The organism is Bradyrhizobium sp. CCBAU 21365 (genome assembly GCF_015291305.1).
Classification (GTDB): Bacteria; Pseudomonadota; Alphaproteobacteria; order Rhizobiales; family Xanthobacteraceae; genus Bradyrhizobium; species Bradyrhizobium elkanii.
Genome location: NZ_CP030036.1, coordinates 7,036,024 through 7,054,951, shown reverse-complemented (window position 1 = coordinate 7,054,951; position 18,928 = coordinate 7,036,024). Strand labels below are relative to the sequence as shown.

At 64.9% G+C, this 18,928-nt stretch carries 17 protein-coding genes; 7 read left to right on the top strand and 10 right to left on the bottom strand.

Going from position 1 to position 18,928, the window contains the following annotated elements:
* Positions 1-116: 116 nt before the first annotated feature.
* From XI02_RS33180 to XI02_RS33150, 7 genes are all read right to left on the bottom strand, one after another.
* Complete coding sequence (locus XI02_RS33180) at positions 117-398, bottom strand: hypothetical protein (protein WP_018273224.1); 282 nt, start codon at positions 396-398, stop codon at positions 117-119.
* A 196-nt stretch (positions 399-594) separates the two neighbouring features.
* A complete protein-coding gene (locus tag XI02_RS33175; RefSeq protein ID WP_172647296.1) occupies positions 595-1,188 on the bottom strand; it encodes a MarR family winged helix-turn-helix transcriptional regulator in 594 nt (197 codons plus the stop codon).
* Positions 1,185-2,498, bottom strand: coding sequence for an MFS transporter (locus XI02_RS33170; RefSeq protein ID WP_172647297.1), 1,314 nt, complete (start codon positions 2,496-2,498; stop codon positions 1,185-1,187). The genes XI02_RS33175 and XI02_RS33170 overlap by 4 nt, the downstream gene beginning before the upstream one ends.
* A gap of 37 nt (positions 2,499-2,535) precedes the next feature.
* Positions 2,536-2,862: a non-heme iron oxygenase ferredoxin subunit gene (locus XI02_RS33165; RefSeq protein WP_172647298.1), complete on the bottom strand. Its 327-nt coding sequence runs from the start codon at positions 2,860-2,862 to the stop codon at positions 2,536-2,538.
* 8 nt (positions 2,863-2,870) lie between these two features.
* Positions 2,871-3,386, bottom strand: a complete 516-nt coding sequence (locus XI02_RS33160; RefSeq protein WP_172647299.1) for an aromatic-ring-hydroxylating dioxygenase subunit beta — start codon at positions 3,384-3,386, stop codon at positions 2,871-2,873.
* Positions 3,386-4,759 carry an SRPBCC family protein gene (locus XI02_RS33155; protein ID WP_172647300.1) on the bottom strand — a complete coding sequence of 458 codons (1,374 nt, stop codon included), beginning with the start codon at positions 4,757-4,759 and terminating at the stop codon, positions 3,386-3,388. The genes XI02_RS33160 and XI02_RS33155 overlap by 1 nt, the downstream gene beginning before the upstream one ends.
* A 244-nt stretch (positions 4,760-5,003) precedes the next feature.
* Positions 5,004-5,900, bottom strand: coding sequence for a LysR family transcriptional regulator (locus XI02_RS33150; RefSeq protein ID WP_172647301.1), 897 nt, complete (start codon positions 5,898-5,900; stop codon positions 5,004-5,006).
* A 109-nt stretch (positions 5,901-6,009) separates the two neighbouring features.
* Here XI02_RS33150 and XI02_RS33145 point away from each other — a divergent pair, with 109 nt between their 5' ends.
* The 5 genes from XI02_RS33145 to ilvA all read left to right on the top strand — a co-directional run bounded on the left by XI02_RS33145 (position 6,010) and on the right by ilvA (position 12,994).
* Positions 6,010-7,629 (top strand): FAD-dependent monooxygenase, encoded by a 1,620-nt coding sequence (locus XI02_RS33145; RefSeq protein ID WP_172647302.1) that lies wholly within the window; start codon positions 6,010-6,012, stop codon positions 7,627-7,629.
* Positions 7,630-7,640: 11 nt separating this feature from the next.
* Entirely contained in the window at positions 7,641-8,432 is a 792-nt protein-coding gene (locus XI02_RS33140; protein ID WP_069278546.1) for an alpha/beta fold hydrolase, read from the top strand.
* A gap of 18 nt (positions 8,433-8,450) precedes the next feature.
* On the top strand, positions 8,451-9,869 hold the full coding sequence (locus XI02_RS33135) for an MFS transporter (RefSeq protein ID WP_172647303.1): 1,419 nt from the start codon (positions 8,451-8,453) through the stop codon (positions 9,867-9,869).
* Between the two features lie 18 nt (positions 9,870-9,887).
* On the top strand, positions 9,888-11,078 hold the full coding sequence (locus tag XI02_RS33130) for a Xaa-Pro peptidase family protein (RefSeq protein WP_172647304.1): 1,191 nt from the start codon (positions 9,888-9,890) through the stop codon (positions 11,076-11,078).
* A 368-nt stretch (positions 11,079-11,446) separates the two neighbouring features.
* Positions 11,447-12,994 (top strand): threonine ammonia-lyase, biosynthetic, encoded by a 1,548-nt coding sequence (ilvA, locus tag XI02_RS33125; RefSeq protein ID WP_172647305.1) that lies wholly within the window; start codon positions 11,447-11,449, stop codon positions 12,992-12,994.
* A gap of 28 nt (positions 12,995-13,022) precedes the next feature.
* Here the strand turns inward: ilvA and XI02_RS33120 are convergent, their stop codons facing one another.
* Genes XI02_RS33120 through XI02_RS33110 form a run of 3 tightly spaced genes read right to left on the bottom strand, consistent with a single transcriptional unit; the run spans position 13,023 to position 16,209 of the window.
* Positions 13,023-14,051: a class II aldolase/adducin family protein gene (locus tag XI02_RS33120; protein WP_172647306.1), complete on the bottom strand. Its 1,029-nt coding sequence runs from the start codon at positions 14,049-14,051 to the stop codon at positions 13,023-13,025.
* 11 nt (positions 14,052-14,062) lie between these two features.
* Positions 14,063-14,932, bottom strand: coding sequence for a TIGR01459 family HAD-type hydrolase (locus XI02_RS33115; RefSeq protein ID WP_069278542.1), 870 nt, complete (start codon positions 14,930-14,932; stop codon positions 14,063-14,065).
* Positions 14,929-16,209, bottom strand: a complete 1,281-nt coding sequence (locus tag XI02_RS33110) for an FGGY-family carbohydrate kinase (RefSeq protein WP_172647307.1) — start codon at positions 16,207-16,209, stop codon at positions 14,929-14,931. The genes XI02_RS33115 and XI02_RS33110 overlap by 4 nt, the downstream gene beginning before the upstream one ends.
* Before the next feature lie 134 nt (positions 16,210-16,343).
* On the opposite strand from XI02_RS33110, the gene XI02_RS33105 reads away from it, so the two are divergent.
* Both XI02_RS33105 and XI02_RS33100 read left to right on the top strand, forming a co-directional pair.
* A complete protein-coding gene (locus XI02_RS33105; protein ID WP_016846934.1) occupies positions 16,344-17,360 on the top strand; it encodes a sugar-binding transcriptional regulator in 1,017 nt (338 codons plus the stop codon).
* A gap of 29 nt (positions 17,361-17,389) precedes the next feature.
* Positions 17,390-18,829, top strand: coding sequence for an extracellular solute-binding protein (locus tag XI02_RS33100; protein ID WP_018273210.1), 1,440 nt, complete (start codon positions 17,390-17,392; stop codon positions 18,827-18,829).
* Positions 18,830-18,928: the final 99 nt, after the last annotated feature.

Here is an 18,928-nt window from a genome sequence, read left to right as displayed (position 1 = left end):
ATCCGACCCTCGAGCTCTCGATGGTCCAAGTCGCTTCGGTCATCGATCGGGACCCTGCGATCCGCCGATGCGATCGCTTCAGCCGCCCCGCAAATGCGGGAGCGCAACGCCGGTGGCTAGGCCGCCATCAGTTGCTGAAGCGCAACAGCCTGCTCACGGGTCTGGAATGCGATGGCGGTGTGGGTAAAGCCCGACGAGGCCTGGGTCTGCGCGATGTGATTGAGGACCTCAGTGCCCTTGACCACGTGAAGATCCATTCCCGGGCCGGCCGGGAAAATCCCCAGAACGACGTCGTAGGCCTCGACGATGGCCTTCAAGGCGCCGCCCTTGTCTTCCGACGCGTCGATAAAGATACGAACATCCGCTGCGATACTACGAAGTTCGTCAAAGTCGATCACTGGAAGTCTCCCATACGCAACTCACTGATCGATCCTAGCTACAACTTGCTTACTGAAACATAAATTACGCGGGTTCCTCACCGGACAAGTGTCGCTAGAGCGTTTTCGAGCGAAGTGGATACCGCTTCGCGTGAAGAAAACGCGTCAAAACAAGAATCTAGAGCCCCGTTCCGATTCCATCGGAACGGGAAAAGCTCTAGGCGCCGGTCGGCGGTCTCCGCTTCACGATGCGCTTGACCGGCGCATGGGCCGGCACGGCCTTCGAGGTCTGGTCGGCCATGTGGGGAATGCGGTGCTCGATATGCGCCACGACGCGGAAGAAGCTCTCCAGCGCCCTGGCGTCGAGGCCGGCCGTGAGGTTGCTGTGCCGGCGCAGGATTTCATCCAGACTGCGGTCGAGCAGCGCGACGCCCTGCGATGTCAGCCGGATCTCGGTCCGGTTCCGGGCGCTGCCTCGCACCGGCGTCAGTTCGATCAGCCCCTTCTTCTTCAGCGAGGTCGTCTCGCGGCTGACGACGGCCTTGTCCAGTTGCGCATTGGTCCAGATGTCGTAGGCGCTTGCCGGTTCGTGCTCCCTGAGAAAGGACAGCACCCGCCATTCCGCGAGCGACACGCCATAGGCCTGCGGGAAGAAGGCATTGGCGTTGGCGCGCAATTTCGCGACCAGGCTGGACAGCACCGTCGGCACGTAGCGCTCGAAATCAATCACCAGTTCCGAGCGCGTATCCTCCTGGGCGGCGCGGCGCGGCGCAGGGGTCTTGGTACGATTTATGGCGGTCCGACTGCTCATTCTTTCACGAGTTGGGTGCGTGCGATCAAGACCAGCGTCGCCGCGACCAGGAGAACGCCTGTCACCACGAGGAATCCGATGGTGAAGCTGCCCGAGGCATCCTTGGCGCGTCCGATCACGATCGGGATCGTCGCGCCTCCGATGCTGCCGATGGTGCTGACCAAGCCGATCGCGCCCGGCGCGCTCTGCCGCGACATGTAGGACTGCGGAATGGTCCAGAACACGGCCTGCGTACCATAGACACCGACATTGGCAACCATGAATCCGATGATGATCCAAACCGGCGATGTTGAAAAGGCCGCTATTGCGAAGCCGGCCGCTGCGATCACGAAGGTCATGGCAGCATAATAGAAGCGCTCACCGACATGGTCGGAGTGCCGCGACAGCGCGATCATGCCGATCAGGCCGGCGACGGGCGGGATCGCGGTCACGAAACCGACCTGTGAATTCGGCAGCCCGAACGATTTGATGATTTGCGGCAGCCAGGGAAACAGCGAAGCCAGACCGCAGAACAGGCCGAAATTGCACAGGCCGAACAGCAGCACCATCGGCTTGGTGATGGTCCTGAGCACGCCTTCGGCATGCACCACCCCGGTCGCCTTGGCGTCGCGCTCCAGCGCGCCGATCAGCCAGTTGCGCTGCGCCGTCGACAGCCAGCTCGCCTGCTGCGGGCGGTCGGTCAGATAGAAGATGCCGACGATCCCGAGGATGACGGGCGGCAGGCCTTCGAGGATGAACAGCCATTTCCAGCCCGAGATGCCGAACACCCCGTTCAGCTCGAGGATGGCGCCGGAGATCAGCGAGGCGAAGATGTAGGAGATCGGCACCGCATAGTTGAACATCGCGTTGTAGCGGGCGCGGTAGCTGAACGGAAACCAGAGGCTCAGCAGCAGCATCACCCCGGGAAACAGGCCGGACTCGGCAAAGCCGAGGAAGCCGCGGAATGCATAGAGGCTGAGCGGGCCTTGCGTGAATGCCATCAGCACCGTGGCGATGCCCCACAGGATCGCGATCCGCGTCAGCGTGACGCGGGCGCCGTATTTGCTGAGGATGAGATTGCTCGGGATCTCGAAGATCGAATAGGTGAAGTACATGATGCCGACCGCGATGCCGAACTTCTCGGCATTGAGCCCGAGCTCCTTGTTCATCTGCAGCGCCGCAAAGGAGATGTTTCCGCGGTCGAGAATGGCGAGGAAGTACATCGCCATCACGAACCACATCAGGCGCAGCGCGACCTTGCGGATCGTGCTGCGCTCGATCTCCGGATCGGCGGTGGTTATCGCCGCCTTGTCCATCACGACTTCGGTCATCCCTGTTTCCCCCGATTCTTGATTTTTGATGGTCGTCCTATGCGGGCAGGCAGACTTCGAGCCTGTCGCCCGCCACGCGTACCGGATAGGTCCGGATGTCGATCTCGACCGGGCTGGTCAGCGCCTCGCCGGTGCGGATATCGAAGCGGCCCATGTGCAGCGGGCATTCGATCTCGCAGCCCTCCAGAATGCCGTCGGACAGCAGCGCCTCCGCATGGGTGCAGATGTTGCTCGTGGCGTAGTACTCATTGCCGACGCGATAGAGCGCGACGTGGTGGCGGCCAATTTCGATGCCGTAGGGCTCGCCCTCGGTCAGCGCGCTGAGTGCGGCTGCTTCGTGCCAGGTCCCCTGATCGTCCGTCATGTGCCCTCTCAAATGCTGTAGAAATCGAGCACGGTCGGGACGCGGTCGTTGACCAGCGTGATGACCTTGCGCGCGATCTTCCAGGTGTCGCCGTCACGCCGCAGCGTGTGCTGGTAGCGGCCGTGCCGCAGATGCTCCTTGGCCACGCGCGGGTCGTAGACGTGGACCGAAAACACCGAGTGGCAGGTGATCTGTTCAGGCCCGGTTTCGGACGCTTCCAGGTTCGAGATCTGGTGCACGGTGCGCGGCAGCGGCAGCGCGGTGATCGATTTGCGCGACTCGATTCGCGCGATCCGCTCTTCCAGCCCGCGCCGTGCATCGTGGTAGAGCAGCGAGACCTGCGTGTCGGGATCATTGGTGGTGGTGTATTCGTCGAGCCATCCCGGCACCCAATAGACCGCATCCTCGCTGTACATCGCGACCCAATCGGCCCATTCGCCGGTATCGAGCAGGCGGGCCTCGCAGAAGATGGTTGCGGCCGCGACCGCGTGGGCATCGGTTTGCCTGATTGCGCTGGCAGCCATCACGCCGTCTCCCCGGCGGCATGCTGCAACAGCCTGCGCCACTCGCGATAGCCGGGATGGAAGTTCGTCTCGCCGCCGAAGCTGGTGGGGCCGAACGACCATTCGGAAGCGGTGATGCCGAGCTCGCGCGTGTGTGCGCTCTCGCCGTGGCCGACCTCCGCGACGCCGCGCAGATAACCTTGCGTGGGCGCGGCGGTGGTCGCGTCGTAGCCGGTCTGGCAGAACTCATACATGACGTTGTCGTCCGAGCTTGCCAGCCCGGAGGCATTGAAGAAGTCTTCGTAGTTGCGAATGCGAAGCGTGCGCGCCGCGGCGCTTTCGCCGACCGGGGCAAGGCAATGCGACACCATCTCGGTCTTGTCGGGCGCCAGTGGCCGCCAGGTGCGCACCTGCGCTGACAGGATGTCGATGACCTGCAGGTTCGGAAAAATCGTGAGGTTGCGTTGCCGAAGCATCCACTTGGCGCGCGTGCTGCCGACGCGCTGCCGCACGGCGTCGAGGCGCGCCGGGTCCATGCCGAGCGGCCGGCCATAGAGCTGCGTGCGCTTGATCGACCAGTTGACGGCGTGGCCGTAATCGAAGCTGAAGCTGCCTTGTCCTTCCTGCTCGCCTTCCGGCTCGACGGTGAATCCGGCATCCGGTCCGGCACCGGCATTGCGCTTCTTCAGGATATCGACGTAGGAACTGTGCGTGGTCGCGAAGTGATAATAGTCGAGACCGTTCTCGAACTGCAGCTTCCAGTTTGCATCGAACGTGTAGGTGCTGGCGCCGGGCACGAACTCGACCTCGCCGCTGTCGCTCTGATCGATGATGAGGTCGAGGAACGCGCGGGTGTCGCCGAGAAATTCCTCCAGCGGCGGAACGTCGGCCGAGAGGCTTGCGAACAGGAATCCGCGATACGAACCCAGCCGCGCGACCGGAAGAAGGTCGTGATTGCTGTTCGAGAACGACGGCGGATATTGCCCGCTCGCTTCCTCCGTCACCGAGATGTTGCGGCCGCCCGAATCGTAGGCCCAGCCGTGATAGCGGCAGACATGGAATTTCTGCCGGCCCTGCTTGAACGGACAGACGATCGTTCCGCGATGCCGGCAGGTGTTGAGGAAGGCGCCGACTTTGCCCTCAGTGCTCCGCATCACCAGAATGGGGTGGCGGCCGATATGGGTGGTGACGAAGTCGTTGGGCCGGGCGATCTGGGATTCCAGGCCGATGAAATTCCACGTGGCCTCGAAGATATGCCGGAGTTCGGCGTCGAACACCGCGGGATCGGTGAAGATCCGGCGATCGACTTCGAAGATGCGTTCGCCGGGGCGGTCGTCGATGAGCCGGGAAATCTCGCTCAGCCTTGCCGCGTGGGTCTGCGGAGCAGCGTTCATAACGTCCTCCCTTCGACTAACCGCCGGCCGTGCAAAGTCGCCGCAGAGCCGCATCACGGCTCGCGTCTTCTCACGGCGGGAACAGCCGGCTTGATCGCCAATCTTGGAATGACTCTATAGTTGTCATGACAACTATGGTCAAGCCGATTGGTCGATCGGAAGCTGGAGCCGGACGCAACGGATACGGCTCGCGCGTCGGACTACAGCGAGGAATGAGCAGACCGCTTGGCGTGGAGCGGCGCGTTCAGGCTTTGCGCGTCGCCACCGTCAGGATAATTCCCTCATCGATCAGGGCGCGGCAGATTTTCTTAAGAACGGCAATTGCTTCACGCGTTGCCCGGCTCACCGGCCGCCCGCGCGGAAGCGCCAGCACGCGCTCGGCGCGCATCCAGGGCAACAGCGCCGCCGACAGCGCGCCGGCGGCCACTTCCTGGTGAATGCCCGAGAAGGGCAGCAAAGCATAGCCGAGGCCTGCGGCCACCATGCGCTTCATCGGTGTGCTGTTGTCGACCCGCACCGCGCATAGCATGGTCGACGGGAACGGGTTGCGGCTGAGCGGGGCGACGGCGGATGGCAAGGCGTCGAACTCCTTGCGGGTCAGCCGGCCGCGCTTCAGCAGCGGGTCGCGCGACGGCCCGATCAGGAACACCTGCTCGACGATCAGCAATTCATAGTCGAGGTGGTCGTTAGGCGGCGGCGTCGTCACGATCGCCAGATCGAGCTCACCCCGCAGCAGGCGCTCGGATGCGCTCTCGGTCAGGCCCTCGCTCAGCTCGAGCCGCACGCGTGGAAATTGCTTGACGAAGGTCTGGGCCAGCGGCGGGTAGAGGATATCGCCGAGGCTTGGTGGCGCGCCGATCCGCACCGTACCGCTCGGCTCCCGATTTTCCGTGCGCACCTCGGCCTTGATGTCGTCGATCGTCCCAAGCAGCCAGCGCCCGCGCGCAAGCAGCACCTTGCCGGATTCCGTGACCGAGACCCCGCGTGCGCCGCGTTCGAGCAAGGCGCCGCCGAGTTTGTCTTCGAGTTCCTTGACGTGGCGGCTGAGCGCCGACTGGGCGACATTCAGCGTGCTCGCCGCCGCGGCAAAGCCGCCACGCTCGGCGACGGCGACGAAATAGCGGATCTGCCGCAGGTCCATGACGGGCACTCCATCTCAAATCGAGATGGATACCATATCAAACATATTCTTGTGAGATACCAAAAAAGGAGCAGTCTCCTCGCAACGATCAAACGGAGGAGAGACGAGGATGGGCATCGCCACCGATGAGGCACGCCAGACGTCCGTATTCATCGCCGGCGGCGGGCCGGTCGGCCTTGCGATGTCGCTGCTGCTCGATCGCTTCGGCATCGACTGCGTGGTGGTCGAGAAGAGCGCGACGACGACGGATCATCCCAAGTCGCGCGGCTGCTGGGTCCGCACCATGGAGATCTTCCGGCAATGGGGGATCGAGCAGGCGATCCGCGACCGCGGCCTGCAGGACAACTCCGACATGTTCGTGTTCCTCGACAGCATCGCGGGTCACGAATTCGGCCGCACCCGTCCCGAACCGAATGTCGGTCATACCCCCGCCTGGAAGAGTCTGGTCGCCCAGGACGCCGTCGAGGAGGAAATCCTGCGGGTGGTCGAAAAGTCCAAACACGCCACGGTCCTGTTCAACACGGCCTGTGAATCGTTCGAGGAGACCAACAGCGGGGTCAACGTCACGACGCGTTGCGAAAAGACCGGCGAAGTGACGCGATGGACGGCGACATATTTGATCGCAGCCGATGGCGCGGGCAGCCAGACGCGGCGCAGCGCCGGCATCGAGATGGTCGGGCCGTCCACGCTGGCGGTCATGTCGAACGAGTATTGGCGTGCCGATCTTTCGCGGCTTCCGATCGCGCGCGAGGCCGCCGGCTTCATCATCGTCCCGGACAAGCCCGATCTGCCGCGCGCCGGCATCCTGAACACCAATGGCCGCGATCGCTGGCTGACCGTGACCCAAATCGGCCTGACCAAGGACGATCGCGAGCGGCCGTGGACCGACCAGGAATTCATCGAGATCGCGCGCGGCCACGTCGGCATTCCCGACCTCGATGTGACGCTTCTGAACCGCTCGATCTGGCGTGTCAGCATGCAGGTGGCCGAGAGTTTTCGAAAGGGCCGGGTGTTTCTCGTCGGCGACTGTGCGCACCGCTTTCCGCCGACCGGCGGATTCGGCCTGAACTCCGGCGTTCAGGACGCGCATAATCTCGCCTGGAAACTCGCCTTCGTGTTGAAGGGTCTGGCGGATGAAAAGCTGCTCGACAGCTATTCCAGCGAACGCCGCCCGATCGCACAGTCCAATGCCAATTTCAGCTACGGCAACAGGCTGCGTTTCGGGCTGACCGACGACGCGGTGCGATCGCGCAATCCGGACCGGATCAGGTTCTGGATCAACGATATGGACAATCATCTGCACAGCATCGGCCAGAACCTCGGCCACAATTACGAGGAGGGCGCGGTGATCCCCGATGGCACGGTCGCGAAGGCGTTGAACTCGCGCTACTACACGCCGACCGACCGTCCCGGCGCGCGCTTTCCGCATATGTGGCTCGAGCCTTCGCGCAAGAAATCGACGCTCGACTGGTTCGACAAGGCGTTCACCGTCGTCGCGGGCCCACTCGGCCACGAGTGGCTGGAAGCGGGAAAACAGGTATCCGAGAAGACCGCCTTGCCGCTGTCGCTGAAGCAGTTGCCCTCAGCCGATCCGGCGGACGGATTCCAGTTGGGCATGCGCGGCGCCGTGCTGGTGCGCCCCGATGGACATGTGGCGTGGCGGATGCCGTGGCTGCCGTCGGATCCGGCGAAGGAACTGGCCGGCGCGCTGTCAACGCTGCTGCATTGACGGAGGCTCCGATGCAATCGTTCGAAGCGAGCGGCGTCGTCACGGCGTTTGAGAAGACCGGACATGGCGAACCGATTGTGCTGCTGCATGGCGGCGAGGCCGATCATTCGATGTTTGACGGCCTCGCGCCTGTCCTTGCGGCGAACTTCACGGTGATCGCCTATGACCAGCGCGACTCCGGCACCACCAGGAATCCTGCGTCGGCCTATTCGCTGGCCGATTTGGCTGACGATGCCGCGGCCTTGATCACGGGCCTCGGCTACGATCGAGTCCATGTGTTCGGCGCCTCGCTGGGCGGCCAGATCGCGCAGGTGCTGGCGGCTCGCCATCCCGGCCGTATCGATCGCCTGATCCTGAGCAGCACATGGAAGGTCAACAGAAGCCCGCTCGACGTCAATGCGGAGGCCTTCCGCACCCTCGCGTCCTACCGCGCGGACACCGCCGGCAACGCACCGAAGATCGCCGAGTTCTTCTTCCCGCCGGACTATCTGCGCACGCGGCCAGAACTCATCGACATCTTCCGCGGCTCCAGCCGCGACGAGGGTCAGAAGGCACGACGCGGCGCCTTGCTCGCACAGCCTGTCGCTGCCGATCTGACCGGCTTCGATCGCCCGACGCTGCTGCTCGTGGGCAGCGACGACCGGCTGATCCCGAATCCAGAGACATTTGCGCTCGCCCGCGACCTTGCCTCCGTCGAGATGAAGGCGATCGCGGACGCCGGTCACGTCGCGTCGATCCAGGCCCCCGAGCGGGTTGCGGAGGCGGTGACGGCATTTCTGAATTCAAACAAGAAGGCGGCTTGACAACAACAGGGGGAAACCATGGCTGAGCAAGCGAACGCAGTGCCGTTCGATGAAGCGCCGGTGACGGCGCGCTATTGGCTATCGATCATCATCTTCGCCGTAACCGGCGTGGTCGATTTCTTCGACTTCTTTGTGGTCGGATTCCTGGTCTCGGTGCTGGCGCCGAAATGGCACCTGACGTTTGGGCAGACCTCGATCATGCTGATGAGCGCCGGTATCGGGGCGATGCTGGGAGCGTTCGTCGCGGGCGTCCTCGCAGATCGTTTCGGGCGCAAGCCGCTGGCGATATCAGGCGTTCTGCTCTGCGGCCTGACCTCGGGTGCGATCGCGTTCATTCCGGAAGACGGCTGGGTTGCGTTTGCGATCCTGCGCTTCTTCGTCGGCTTCGGCCTTGCCGCGGGCGCGGCGGCGGCGGTTCCTGCCATCGTCGAATTTGCGCCGACCCGTCATCGGACGCTGGTCACGAGCCTCGTGGTCGTTCCGGTCGCCTTTGGCGTGCTTTCGGCATCGGTGACGGCGAGCTTCCTGCTGCCGCTGGTTGGCTGGCGTGGATTGGCGGCGGTCGGCTTCTTGCCGATCATCCTCGGGATTCTGACCATGATCATCATGCCGGAATCGCCACGCTGGCTCATCAGCAAGGGTCGCGTCCGCGAGGCGCAGGCGAGCATCCGAAAACTCTATCGGGTCGGTGGCGATGCGTTCGTCCTGCCCACGCTGCCGCCGGCGAGCTCCGCGACATTTGCCGATCTCTTTGCCGAGCAACGGCGCTTCTGGCTGACCGTCCTGATCTGGTTCGGCGCCAGCACGGCGAACTACGGTGTGTTCTTGTGGGGACCGACGATTGTGGCGCTGCTGCTTGGCGTCTCTCCCCAGGATGCGGCGAAGATGTTCATCTATGTCAGCCTCGCCGGCGTGTTCGGCCGGACCGGCTTCGCCTTCCTCGCCCATCGGATCGGCCGCAAGCCCTGTGGCCAGTTGATGGGCTACGGCACCGCGGTTTCGCTGGCGCTCGCCGCCTATTTTCACAACGACTTTGCCGGCACGGTACCGTTGTTTCTGGTCTTCCTGATCGTCGGCGCCGTGTTCTTCGACGGTGGGTTTTCGAACATCGGGCCCTATCCGGCGGAAATCTTCCCGGTTCAGCTTTCGGGACGCGCGGTCGGCCTGGCCCAGCTCTCGAACGGGATCGGCAAGATCGTAGGTCCCCTGTGTCTCGCATTGATCGCCGGTGCGGACAATCTCGTGCATCCAGGTGCGACCGCCGCGGCGGTGATGCCGGCGTTCTGCTTTCTTGCCGGCGCAGGCCTCTTGATCGGGCTCGCCTTTACGTTCCTCGGCGTCGAGCCGCACGGGCGTCCGGTCGCCCTGTTCGGCGAAAAAGCGGGAGCGAGCGCCGCACCGAAGTCGCTGGCCGCAAAAGCGGCAGCGGGACAGTGAAGGACGAAAGGGCATACGATGGATCATGCGCTGGATACAATCGCAACGGCAGCGCCGTTCGATACTGCAAAGCTCGATCGGCTGATGGATGAGGCAGGGCTCGACATCCTGATCGTCACCTCGCGTCACAATGTGCAGTATTTGCTCGGTGGATATCGTTTCTTCTTCTTCGACGTCATGGAGGCGATAGGCACCAGCCGCTATCTGCCGGTGTTCGTCTATCAAAAGGGACACCCGGAGAATTCCGCCTACATCGGCAACCGGATGGAAAAGTTCGAGCACGCGCTCGGACGGATATGGACGCCGATTGTCAAGGCGGAGGCATGGGGAACGATCGATGCGATCGGCCTCGCCATCGATCATGTGAGGAAGCTCGCGGGCTCGGCCAGGCGCATCGGCAACGAGGCAGCCTTCCTGCCGGCCGACGCTAGGGATCATCTGCATGCCGGCCTTGGCGACGTCGAGTTCCGCGAGGCCCATTTCACGCTGGAACGCCTTCGTGCCGTCAAGTCTCCCGCCGAACTGGACCTCATCAGAGAGGCTTCCGAACGGGTCGTCGACGCGATGATGGCCACATTCAAGGGGTGCGCACCCGGTATGACCAAGAACGACGTCGTCGCTCGTTTGCGCCGTGAGGAGCAGGAACGTGATCTGGTCTTCGAATATTGCCTGATTGCCGCAGGCAAGAGCCATAACCGCGCGCCGTCGAACCAGCTTCTTGCTGAGCGCGACGTGATCTCGATCGATTCCGGAGGAAACTACCGGGGCTATATCGGCGACCTCAGCCGCATGGGCATCCTGGGTGAGCCCGACAGCGAGCTGAGCGAGTTGCTGCAAGAGATCGAGGATATCCAGCAGGTGGCCCGGCGCGCGATCCGGCCGGGCGTCATGGGGGGCGACATCATTGCGGCGGGGGAGGCGGTCGTCGGATCCTCTCCGCATCGTGCCGTGCTCGACTTCACCGCACACGGCATTGGGCTTGTCAGCCACGAAGCGCCGCGCCTGACTGCAACAGGTCCGGTGCCTTATTCGCCGTATGACGCTGATCGGCCGCTCGAACGCGGGATGGTGATCTCGATCGAGACCGCGCTGCTGCATCCGGTGCGCGGCTACATCAAGCTCGAGGATACGCTGATCGTCACGGAATCGGGCTGGGAGGCGCCCGGAGACCATGGCAGGGGATGGAATTCGTCCACTCTTATGGCGTGAAGCGGTCAGCGCGAGGGCGGCATTCTTGGCTGGGTCCCCGATTCAGCCGAGATGGAGGCGCTCGCTGACGATTTTCGGAATATTAGAAATATATCCCTGAGTTGCCCGACGTGTCAAGTCGCCCGGTCGGCGCCGGCCGCCGCCGGCTACTTTGCATGGGGTTGTTTTCGATATTTTTGCAGCGGCTTCATATGCGCTCGGCCAGGCGATTGACCCGGCGGTCTTTTGCTTCACGCCAGCTTCCGGTCATGCGATGCTTCGAACCGGATGCCTGCGACCGGCTTCGTGCCGTCCGCTCGCCGGGTCGGCGCCGACGATGGGGAGGTGCAACCGATATCGATTGCCTCCCCATCGACAGCAGCGACCCGATGACCACCGCCGCCAACGCGCTCCGTGACTACGCCCAAAGCATCCTGACCGCCCGTGTCTACGACGTGGCCGTCGAGACGCCGCTCGATCCCATGCCGCGGCTCTCCGAACGATTGTCGCGCACGGTGTTGCTGAAGCGGGAAGACTTCCAGCCGATCTTCTCGTTCAAGCTTCGCGGCGCCTACAACAAGATCGTCAGGCTGCCGGACGCGCAGCGCAGGCTGGGCGTCATCTGCGCCTCGGCGGGCAATCATGCGCAGGGTGTGGCGCTGTCGGCGCGCAAGCTCGGGATTCCGGCGACGATCGTCATGCCGAGGACGACGCCCGCCATCAAGGTCGAGGCCGTCCGGCGTTTGGGCGGTGACGTTGTCCTGCATGGCGATACGTTCGACGACGCGCAGACCAAGGCCAGGGAGATCGAGGCCGCACGTGGTTTGACCTTTGTGCATCCGTTCGACGATCCCGATGTGATCGCCGGCCAGGGAACGGTCGGGATGGAGATCCTGCGCCAGCATCCCGATCCGATCGAGGCGATCTTCGTGCCGATCGGCGGAGGCGGACTGGCGGCCGGCGTGGCCGCCTTCGTGAAATTCCTCAACCCGTCGATCAAGGTCGTCGGCGTCGAGCCGGCTGACGCCGCGTCGATGGCGGCCGCGCTTGCCAAGGGCAATGTCGTCGCGCTGGATCAGGTCGGACTGTTCGCCGACGGCGTCGCGGTCCGCAAGGTGGGAGCCGAGACCTTCCGGCTCTGCCGCGACCTGCTCGACGAGGTCGTGACGGTGGACACCGACGCCATGTGCGCCGCCATCAAGGACATCTTCGACGACGTGCGATCGGTCGCCGAACCCTCCGGGGCATTGGCGCTCGCCGGCCTCAAGGCCTACGCCGAGCGCGGCGCGCTCAGTGACGGCAGCCTGATTGCCGTCAACAGCGGGGCCAATCTGAATTTCGACCGGCTGCGCACCATTGCGGACCGCGCTGAGGTCGGCGAACATCGCGAGGCGCTGCTTGCCGTGACCGTGCCGGAGAAGCCGGGCAGCTATCGGCACTTCATCCGCATCCTCGGCTCGCGCGCGATCACGGAGTTCAACTACCGCTTTGCCGAGACCACCGCGCCGGCGCAACTGTTCGTCGGCATTGCGCTGAGCCGCGGCGAGGTCGAGAAGCGGGAAGTCATGGAGCTGCTTCGGCGCGAAGGCTATCCGATCCTTGATCTCAGCGAGAACGAGATGGCCAAGGACCATGTGCGCTACATGGTGGGCGGTCGCGCGCCGCTGCTCAAGGACGAGGTCATCTACCGCTTCGAGTTTCCGGAGCGTCCCGGCGCGCTGCTGAAATTCCTCGAGAGCCTGGCGCCCGACTGGAATATTTCGCTGTTTCACTACCGCAATCACGGCGCCGACTACGGACGCATTTTGGCAGGCATCGAGGTCAAGCCTCGCGAGCGCACCCGGTTCGTTCAGGCGCTGGATGCGCTCGGCTATCCCTACTGGAACGAGAGCGAAAATCCGGCCTATCGCCTGTTTCTCTCCGCCGAGAAGGGATGAAGCACCGAGCGCTTCGGTGGACCGACGGTCAGCGATCGGCGGTCAGTTGTTGGCGGTAGCGCTCGGCGTCCCAGTTCAGCAGTGCATGCTCGCTCTCTGCGGTCAGATAATTGACCCGTGCGGTCAGGGCCAGGCGGCAGGTGACCAATGCGAGACAGCTCAGCATGGCTTCCGCGCCGTCGCTCGCATCCTCGCGGATCAGGCTGCCGAGGTCGGGGACGAGGAGGGCCACCGGCGGCGGCAGGCCGTTCGCGGTGGTCTGCGTGATCATGACGCTCAGCTTCTCGCGATGCTCCAGGATCGGCAGGCCTGGGCCAAGGAAGACGACGTGATCGGGATAAAGCGAGCCGCTGGTCGCGATCGCGCGGCTGTAGCGGTCGGTGGCGATGTCGTGGCCGCGAGGATCCCGCGGCAGGCGATAATTGGTGCCGGCGCAGATCGTGCGGAGCGCGTCATGATCTGCCGCCGGTGCGCCGCGCTGCTCCAGCGCGAGGCGTTGCTCGACCTCGGCGACCAATGCCTCCGCCGCGTCGCAGGTAGCCGCACCGACCACCAATCCGTGATTGCCGAGGATCAGGACGTCGACCGTATCCTGCGCGATCGCTTCGCTGACCGCGCGCGCGAGCGGCAGCCCCGGGTGGTGATAGTCGAGATAACGCCACGCCAGTCCGTCCAGGCGCCGGGCAAATTCGTCGCGGGCGTCGGTACGCACCGCCCATGCGATGGTGTTGACGGAATGGACGTGCAGCACGATCCGCTGCGGCATCAGCGCATGCAGCGAGGTCTCGATCGAGGCGCGCAGCGTTGTCCCGGCGTTCGGCGCCAGCGGCACGCGTTCGTCGCCATGCATCAGCGCCGCGCGCGCGGCCGACAAGGCGACCGGGACGAAAATCTCCTTGTCCTCGGCATCGGCGAGCCAGGTGCCTGACGCCTTCACCCACAGCACGTCGCCATCCTTGACCGACGAATTGCCGCCGGCGCCTTGCACGAGCAGGATATTCCTGCCGACGCGTGCCGACATGCGGCGCAGTTCATCCAGCATTTGAGGCGGTCGCATCGGGGCTGTTCTCACCAGGTCAGATGGTCCATCGTCCAGTGCGGCATCCGCGCCGCCGTGCCGGCCACGGTCTTGATGGCCCGCGGCAGATCGCTCGCCTGCGCAAGCGTCGCGCGGTGGGCGCCGGAACCGATCAGCAGGGTCAGCATGCCGGCGGTCCGTCCACCGGCGATATCGTGATCGAGGGAGTCGCCGATGACGAGGACCCGGTCCGGCGGGGGATGCCCCAATTGATCGCGCGCGGCGGCAAACATCGGCGGATACGGCTTGCCGACGAACAGCACGGTGCCGCCGAGCGAATGATAGAATGCGGCGAGTGCGCCCGGCGCGGGGATCAGGCCCGCGACTCCGAACATCACGAGATCGGGATTGGCGCAAAGCATCGGCAGTTGGCGTGCGGCGGCCGTGGTCAGTTGCGCACGCCACCGCTCGGGCTCTGCTGCATCATCGTCGAGCCCGCCGAGCAGGATGAAATCGGCCTCGCGCATGTTCGAGACCACCACAAGGTCGGTGCCGTCGACGATCGAGCGGTCGCCGTCGCGCGAGATCAGGAAACAGGCGCGTCCGAGTTCGGCAAAGGGAGCCTGCTCGCGCGTATGCAGGCCGCGCCAGGTGACCTCGCCCGAGGACAACACGCCGTCATAGGCATCGCGCGGCAGGCCGAGCGTCGCGAGCCGCCGCTGGTTGCTGGCGGCGCGCTTGCCGGAGTTGGACAGGATCAGGATGCGCTTGCCGGCTTCGCGCAGCCGCGCCACGCACTCCAGCGCTGCGGGGAACACCGCAAGTCCCTCATGCAGCGTGCCCCACTGGTCGAGCAGCACATGATCGAAGCGGTCGGCGATGGCGTGAAGGCCGGCGATCGCGGTCGCGTCGGCCTTCATGGCGGACCTCCGTTCAGCGCCAGCAGCGCGGCACCGTAGCTGGCTTCGGTCTGCTCGGCGACCGAGACGGGAACGCCGAGCACGCGGTGCCGGATCCGGGTCCATGCGTCGTTCTTCGCGCCGCCGCCGATGCCGATGACGCGGCGCAGGCGCGGCGCCCCGAGCCGCGCCAGCTGGCGGTAGGCGAGGGCTTCGACCGAGGCGATGCCCTCGAGCAGACCTTGGAAGAAGCGGCCATCCTCCACTGGACGCGGCGTGACCCGCGCGGCCAGCGTTGGATCAGCGATCGGAAAGCGTTCGCCGGGCTTTGGCAGCGGATAGTAGTCGAGCCCGGTCGGCTGGTCCGGCGTCAGCTGCGGTGCCAGCCGTTCCATCTCGGCGGCGGTGAAATGCACCAGCAGCGCGGCGCCGCCGGAGTTCGAGGCGCCGCCGGCAAGCCAGCGCTCGCCGAGCCGGTGCGAATAGACGCCCTGATCGGCCGCGAAGATCGGTTGGGTCGCAAGCTGCTTGACCACCAGCGTGGTGCCGAGCGAGGTGACAGCATCGCCCGGCTGGTCGGCGCGCGTCGCGATGAAGGCCGCAACGCCATCGGTGGTGCCGGCTGCGACCTGCGCTGTGGGCGGCAGTCCGAGCGACCGCGCGATCTGCGGATCCATCTCGGAAAATGGCGTGCCAGGCACCAGCACTTCGGGGAGCAGATCGTCGCGCACGCCGAGCTGGTCGAGCCAGGGCGGCCAGACGCGCGCGACCGGGTCGTAGCCGAGCTTCAGCGCGTTGTTCTCGTCGCTGATGCCGTGATGGCTCGCGAGCCGGCCGGCGATCCAGTCCGCCTGGTGAACGGCGTGGCGCGCATCGCCGATATAGTCATGGCTCAGCAGATAGAGCAGCTTGGCCAGCGCGCTGCTCGCGCCATGCGCGCCGCTCTCGCGCGGGGCGACCGCCGCGACGCGCGTCGCCTCACGCGTGGCGCGTGCATCATTGTACATCAGACCCGGCGAGCAGGGGCGGCCAGCGGCGTCGACCAGCAGCAGCGTGCCCGACGTGCCGTCCACGACGATGCGCGTGACGTCGCCGAGACCGACGGTGTCGCCGAGCTTGCGGATGGCCGCCAACGCGGCCTGCCACCACAGCTCCGGTGTCTGGTCGATGGCGTTGCCGTCGACGCGCGGTGCGGGCAGCGCGACGGATGCGAAGCCGCGGATGCCGGCCTGCGCATCGATGGCACAGGCGCGCACGCCTCCGGTTCCGACATCGATGCCGAGATACAAACCTCCCATGCGACCTCATCGCTCTCTGGTGCGCGCGCGTCGATGTTGGTTGCGCTGCAGCACGTTTGGGGGATTGACGCCCCGTTCGGCCTCTGCAATTTTTTGCAGGACGTGAAGAAATTTGCAAGCGGACTTTTCCTGATATGGCACCCCCGCCCGACAGGCTGCCGGTGATCGACGGCGAGGCGTCGCTCGCGACGCGCGCGGCGTGGCTGTATTTCGCGGCGGGGCTCACCCAGTCGGAGGTCGCCGACCGCCTCAACATCCAGAGCACCAAGGCGCATCGCCTGATCGCGCGCGCCAGCCGCGAGGGCATGATCCGCGTGTTCGTCGAGGGGCCGGTCGCCGAATGCGTCGCGCTCGAGAACGATCTCGCGCAGCGCTTCGGCCTCTCGCTCTGCCGCGTTGCGCCTGATCTCGGCGAGGGCGATCTGCCGCTGAAGGCGCTGGCGCTGGAGGGCGCGAGCTTCCTGCGCCAGATCCTGGAGCGCGGCCAGGACAAGGTGATCGGCTTCGGCCATGGCCGCACGCTCGCGGCGGTCGTGGAGCAGATGCCGCAGACGCCGGCGCGCGACGCGCAATTCGTGTCGCTGCTCGGCGGATTGACGCGGAAATTTGCCGCCAATCCGTTCGACGTGATTCACAAGCTCGCCGAGCGCACCGGCGCGGAAGCCTATCTGCTGCCGGTGCCGGTGTTCGCCAATTCGGTCGCCGACCGCGCCGTGCTGATGCAGCAATTCGGCATCGCCGACGTGTTCGCGCTGGCGCGCAAGGCCTCGCTGCTGTTCGTCGGCATCGGCCAGGTCAGCCGCGACGGCTTCCTGGTGTCGAGCGGCATGATCAAGCCCGACGAGGTCGTCGAGCTGAAGCGCGTCGGTGCCTGCGCCGACCTGCTCGGACATTTCTTCAGCGCCGACGGAACGGTGCTGGACACCGATCTGTCGGCCCGCGCTACCTCCATGAGCATGGCGGATCTCAGGAAGCACCGGATCGTCGCCATCGCCGGCGGGCCGGCCAAGGTGACCGCGCTGCGCGGCGTGCTGCGCAGCGGCGTGCTGCACGGCCTCATCATCGACGAAGCGACCGCAAAGGCGCTCGCCACCGACAAGCCGGAGACCACATCCGGCAAGACAAGAAGCAAGACCCGGAAGGACACATAAAACAAAGCGTCAACAAGGAGAGGAAATACATGTTCGATCGCGAGAAGAATCTGTTCGACTCCTACGCTGCCAAACGCATCAGCCGCCGCGATCTCCTGGACGGCGCCGCCAAGCTCGGCATCGCGGGCATCGCCGCCAACGCCGCCTTCGCCTCCTCGATGTCGAAGGCGATGGCCGCCGACTTCAACTGGAAGGCGCAGAGCGGCAAGAGCGTCAAGCTGCTGCTCAACAAGCACCCCTACGTCGATGCGATGATCGGCGACATCGAGGCGTTCAAGTCGCTCACCGGCATGAACGTCACCTACGACATCTTCCCGGAGGACGTCTATTTCGACAAGGTGACGGCGGCGCTGTCGTCGAAGTCGGACCAGTACGATGCCTTCATGACCGGCGCCTACATGACCTGGACCTATGGTCCGGCGGGCTGGATCGAAGACCTCAACACCTACATCAAGGATCCGGCCAAGACCAGTCCGGCCTTCGCCTGGGACGACGTGCTGCCGGGCCTGCGGGCCTCGACGGCGTGGGACGGCGTCGCCGGCTCCGAGCTCGGCTCGGGCAAGGCCAAGCAGTGGTGCATCCCCTGGGGCTATGAGCTCAACAACATCACCTACAACCGCAACGTCTTCGACAAGGTCGGCGTCAAGCCGCCGAAGAACCTCGACGAGATGCTGGAGGTCGCGGCCAAGATCACCAAGGACGCCGGCGGTCCCTACGGCGTCGGCGTGCGCGGCTCGCGCTCCTGGGCGACCATCCATCCCGGCTTCCTGTCGGCCTATTCGAACTTCGGTCAGAAGGATTTCGTGATTGAGGGCGGCAAGCTGAAGGCCGCGATGAACACCAAGGCCTCGAAGGATTTCCACGACAAATGGGTCAAGATGATCCAGACCTCGGGCCCGAAGAACTGGTCGACCTACACCTGGTATCAGGTCGGCACCGACCTCGGTGCCGGCGCCTCGGGCATGATCTTCGACGCCGACATTCTCGGCTATTTCATGAACGGCGGCGACAACAAGGAGAAGGGGCATCTCGGCTACGCGCCGTTCGCGGCCAATCCGGCCGCCAAGGCGCCGACCCCGAACGTCTGGATCTGGTCGCTCGCGATGTCGAGCTTCTCCAAGCAGAAGGAGGCGGCCTGGCTGTTCATGCAGTGGGCGGCATCCGTCGAGCACGATCTGTTCGGCGCGCGCAAGATGGACTTCGTCAATCCGGTTCGCGCATCGGTGTGGAAGGACAGCGAATTCCGCGACCGCATCGCGAAATCCTATCCCGGCTATCTCGAGCAGCACGACATGTCGTCGCCCGGCGCCAAGATCTACTTCACGGCGCAGCCGCTGTTCTTCGACCTGACGACCGAATGGGCCGCCTCGCTGCAGAAGATGGTGGCGAAGGAGGTCAGCGTCGACGAGGGGCTCGACAAGCTCGCCGACAGCATCAACCGCCAGCTCAAGCAGGCCGGTCTCGGCTGACGGATCAACTGTGCGGTGCCTGATCCCCCGCACCGCACCCATCCGCCGGCTCGGACCCTTGTCCCATCCGAGCCGGCGGCGTTTGCCAGCCGAACGCGA